This is a genomic window from Bradyrhizobium sp., from assembly GCF_049798375.1.
In the GTDB taxonomy this organism is placed as follows: Bacteria; Pseudomonadota; Alphaproteobacteria; order Rhizobiales; family Xanthobacteraceae; genus Bradyrhizobium.
Genome location: NZ_JBARGP010000182.1, coordinates 1 through 3,643 on the forward strand (window position 1 = coordinate 1; position 3,643 = coordinate 3,643).

Here is a 3,643-nt window from a genome sequence, read left to right on the forward strand (position 1 = left end):
CTCCACCACCAGCATCCCAACCTCGGCTTCCATGACTCGATGGAAGCCACTGTGGACCCTTATCCCGGGGTCCCGATTGGATGCCGATCACCCCGAAAACGGGGTCCTTATTCCATGCCGAAACACATCTTGAATCGACGCCCCGTTCGATATGGAGTTCTGCGTAACATGGCGCCCCGGGTCAACTGGAAAGGCTTCCTGCGCCTCTCGCTCGTCACCTGCTTGCCGAACGGACGTTGATGGAGCAGCCCCGCCCCCGCATAGGCGCTTTCCCAAAGTCTCGGTCGGGCGGAGCGGGACTGATCTAAGGCGTCCCGTTGTCGCGCAGCAGCAGATTGTCGCGGAAGCGACCAGGCGACAAACCCACATTGCGGGAGAAGAATCGGTTGAAGTAGGCCTGATCGGCATAACCTAGGGCGGCGCCGATCTCGTTCACGGTCACGTCGGAGTACAGAAGGGTTCGCTTGGCCTCCGTGAGCAGGCGCTCGTTGATCAGCGCCAGAGACGACTTTCCTGTCGTCAGGCGGCAGCAGGTGTTGAGGCGCGCGGTCGTCACGCCGAGCTTTCGCGCGTAGTGGTCCAGCGGTGCATGGCTGCGATAACCCTCCTCCACTAGTTCGCGGAAGCGCATCACGATGTGAATATCGCGCCCGGGAGAAATCGGGCGGGAAGAGCCTCGCCGTCTCGGGAACCCGCGATCCGCTGCTGCGGCTACGGCTCGACAAGGAACGGACTCAGATAGCTCGTGTTCAGAGCGGGCTCGCAAATCGCGCCTTCATCATCGGATCGCGACAGAAGCCGCCGGTCGGCGTGGACGAGCTTCTTACTTTGTCGTGAATATGACTTCAGTGCCTGATGTCTGCCGGGTCAAAGTCTTTCTGTCGGCGGCTCGCATCATGTGGGAGCTTCAAAATGGCACCCACTCCTTGGCACTCTCGTGCCGGTCGTGGAGGAGCCGTCCACAGCATCAAGAGCTGGCATTCGGCCCTGCGCATCGCCTATTCTTTGTCGCGAGATGCTTATGACCCCTTCAGGCTCTTATTCATCGCGTGAATAGCCACGGTGTCGCTGCCGTCGTGCTCAGGACTCTCTCCACATTTGAAGATTTTAGCCGCAGAGACGGTGAGATGGCCGGTTGAGCTAACATCCCAATGAACCACCAGGGTTGATATCTGTCGCTCTGAGGCGCTTTGCGCTTCCAAGGGAGGAGCATCGGACAAATAAAGGTAGGTCTTCGGCAGCAGAAGGATCATTCCAAAAGCGATGAGCTTAAATCCCAGCGGCATGCTCGCCTCCACTCTTAATAACGATAGGAGGAGAAGAAGCGTCAGAAAATTCAGGTCAGTACCCTAAGGGAATGTACGCAGGAGGCAGCCAATTCGTCCGCGCGCGTGAGCGGACATCCCGGAGCACCTGGATAGCAACAGTCGAGTGGCCAGAATCCCCGAAGCCTGCAACCGAAGCTGCCCCACCCGCGACGAAAGTGCTGGCGACGACGGTCGCCTAGTGTGCCATTCCGCGCCCAGCCTCCTCACAGGCGCTCACGCACCGACGGCAGGACTCGGCGCAGATGCGGCAGTGTTCGTGCATTTTTGCGTGCTTCTCGCATTCGTCGGCGCAAAGCCGGCATGCGGCGGCACAGGCGTGCAACATTCTCCTGATCATCTCCTCATCCGATCCCGTCCGGCGAGTCGCGATCCTACCCGTGATGTTGCAGATATCGGCGCAGTCCAAGTTTAGCCGGATGCATTGCGTGAGCGACTTCACGTTGTCTTCAGCAAGACATGCGTCCGCACAGGACGTGCACGTCTGGTCGCATGAGTAGCACTCCTCGATGCAACGGACGAGGGCGTCGTTGACCTGTCCGCCAACTTGCGGATGCGTACTTATCATTTCTTGCGCATGCATCGGAAACTCCTCTTTCTGAGTGCGCCCGCGTTTCTCTCCAATAGCCACCGGAAGGATTGGTTTCTAGGAACAAATCGGATCAGCGAGCGTAAGCGCCAGGATACGGAGGAACTCAATTTCTCGGAGGCCCAAAATGACCACGACGCGGAACCGGGTGCCTCTGCATTCGTCCGAAACCGACAATCGCCGCATCAAACGAACGATGCGGGCCAACGTGGCATATTTCGCCGAGCATCGCGATCAGATCGCCGACCGCCTGCGTGAAATCGATCAAGAATGGGATATCGAAAGGGCCATCGAGGCGAACGCAGCAGTGCTCGGATTCACGGGGACCGTGTTGGCGGCCACTAGCGATAGGCGCTGGCTCGCGCTTCCGGCGCTGGTCACGGCCTTTCTGTTCCAGCACGCTATCCAAGGGTGGTGCCCTCCTGTTCCAGTCTTGAGAAAATTGGGCTTCCGCACCTCCTACGAAATCGAGGAGGAACGCCGGGCACTCATGGCCCTGAGAGGTGATTTCGGGCAACGGGCGGAAAGCGCGGACGCCGCCCTTAGGGCTTCATCAGGTGCGGCGAACGCGCCCTTGCCCGCTTAGCTCTGGCGCCCACCCAGTAAAGGAGTTCGGTATGGCCTACTATTTCGCGAAGAAGATCGACGCTCCATTTTCGGAAACTGTCGACCGAGCGGTAGCCGCCCTCAAGGCCCGTGGCTTCGGCGTCTTGACACGGATCGACGTGCATTCGACGTTGAAGGAGAAGATCGGCGCCGACTTCGGTCCCTAGGTCATACTCGGTGCCTGCAATCCGATGATGGCCCATGAGGCACTGAAAGCCGAGGACAAGATCGGGACCATGCTTCCGTGTAACGTAGTCGTTTAGGAGGTGGATGGCGGGACAGAGGTTGCGGCGGTCGACCCCGTCACGTCGATGCAGGCCATTCAGTATCCATCTTGGCGAGCATCGCGGAGAAGGTCCGCGGCGAGTTAAAGCCAGCGGTCGAAGCGATCTAGCCCTTTTTGTCGAATAGGCTTGGCGTCGTGTCGCTTTTCGCTCGGGCGTGGCAAGGGTCCTCCACGTCCGTCGATCTTCAGCCGTCGGTAAGGAGGCTATCCGGCTTCGGAGACCATGCGCCGGAGGCGGCAGTCTCAACGCCGCCGACCGGGAGTACGACGACCTTGGCGCCCTGGGGGACGCGGCGATACAGGTCGATCACGTCCTGGTTCATCATGCGAATGCACCCGGACGACATCGCTTGGCCGATCGACCATGGCTCGTTGGTGCCGTGAATCCTGTACAGAGTGTCCTTGCCGTCCTTGAACAAGTAAAGAGCACGCGCGCCGAGCGGATTCTGCGTGCCGCCCTCCATGCCTCGGGCCCACTTGACGTACTTGTCCGGCTCGCGGGCGATCATGTCTGTCAATCGGCCTGCAAATTTGCCCCCTCGTATTGCCGCATCAGCAAATGTTACCAGATGGCACGGATGCAAAGTCGACTGATCGGCCGCGCCAGGTAGCTTTCCCGGCTTGCTCGACGAGAGGGGGTTGGACGGGTCGGGCCCTACATAGCCCGAGCCGTCCACACCCCCGGGCAATAGGGCAGCAGTGGTGGCCTCACCGAGCGGCTCCTCCGCGACCAACTGCTCGGCGGTCTTCCGTCTAAGCGCCCTCAGCAGACGCTGCACGATCGAATGCTGTCTCGTGCCGAACTCCTCTGGGTGCTTCTCCCTCAGCCGGTCTACG

5 protein-coding genes and 1 pseudogene are annotated in these 3,643 nt (G+C 60.1%); 2 read left to right on the plus strand and 4 right to left on the minus strand.

What is annotated here, in order from left to right; translation table 11 throughout:
* Window positions 1-304: 304 nt before the first annotated feature.
* The 3 genes from WA702_RS07670 to WA702_RS07680 form a co-directional block, all read right to left on the minus strand.
* Window positions 305-631 (minus strand): helix-turn-helix domain-containing protein, encoded by a 327-nt coding sequence (locus tag WA702_RS07670; RefSeq protein WP_425109930.1) that lies wholly within the window; start codon window positions 629-631, stop codon window positions 305-307.
* 388 nt (window positions 632-1,019) lie between these two features.
* Window positions 1,020-1,286, minus strand: a complete 267-nt coding sequence (locus tag WA702_RS07675) for a hypothetical protein (RefSeq protein WP_425109927.1) — start codon at window positions 1,284-1,286, stop codon at window positions 1,020-1,022.
* A 217-nt stretch (window positions 1,287-1,503) separates the two neighbouring features.
* On the minus strand, window positions 1,504-1,908 hold the full coding sequence (locus tag WA702_RS07680) for a four-helix bundle copper-binding protein (protein ID WP_425109928.1): 405 nt from the start codon (window positions 1,906-1,908) through the stop codon (window positions 1,504-1,506).
* A 133-nt stretch (window positions 1,909-2,041) separates the two neighbouring features.
* Here WA702_RS07680 and WA702_RS07685 point away from each other — a divergent pair, with 133 nt between their 5' ends.
* A complete protein-coding gene (locus tag WA702_RS07685; protein ID WP_425109929.1) occupies window positions 2,042-2,500 on the plus strand; it encodes a hypothetical protein in 459 nt (152 codons plus the stop codon).
* A gap of 31 nt (window positions 2,501-2,531) precedes the next feature.
* Window positions 2,532-2,914: pseudogene (locus WA702_RS07690) on the plus strand (DUF302 domain-containing protein).
* A 77-nt stretch (window positions 2,915-2,991) separates the two neighbouring features.
* Here the strand turns inward: WA702_RS07690 and WA702_RS07695 are convergent.
* Complete coding sequence (locus WA702_RS07695; protein WP_425109931.1) at window positions 2,992-3,633, minus strand: L,D-transpeptidase; 642 nt, start codon at window positions 3,631-3,633, stop codon at window positions 2,992-2,994.
* Window positions 3,634-3,643 lie beyond the last annotated feature (10 nt).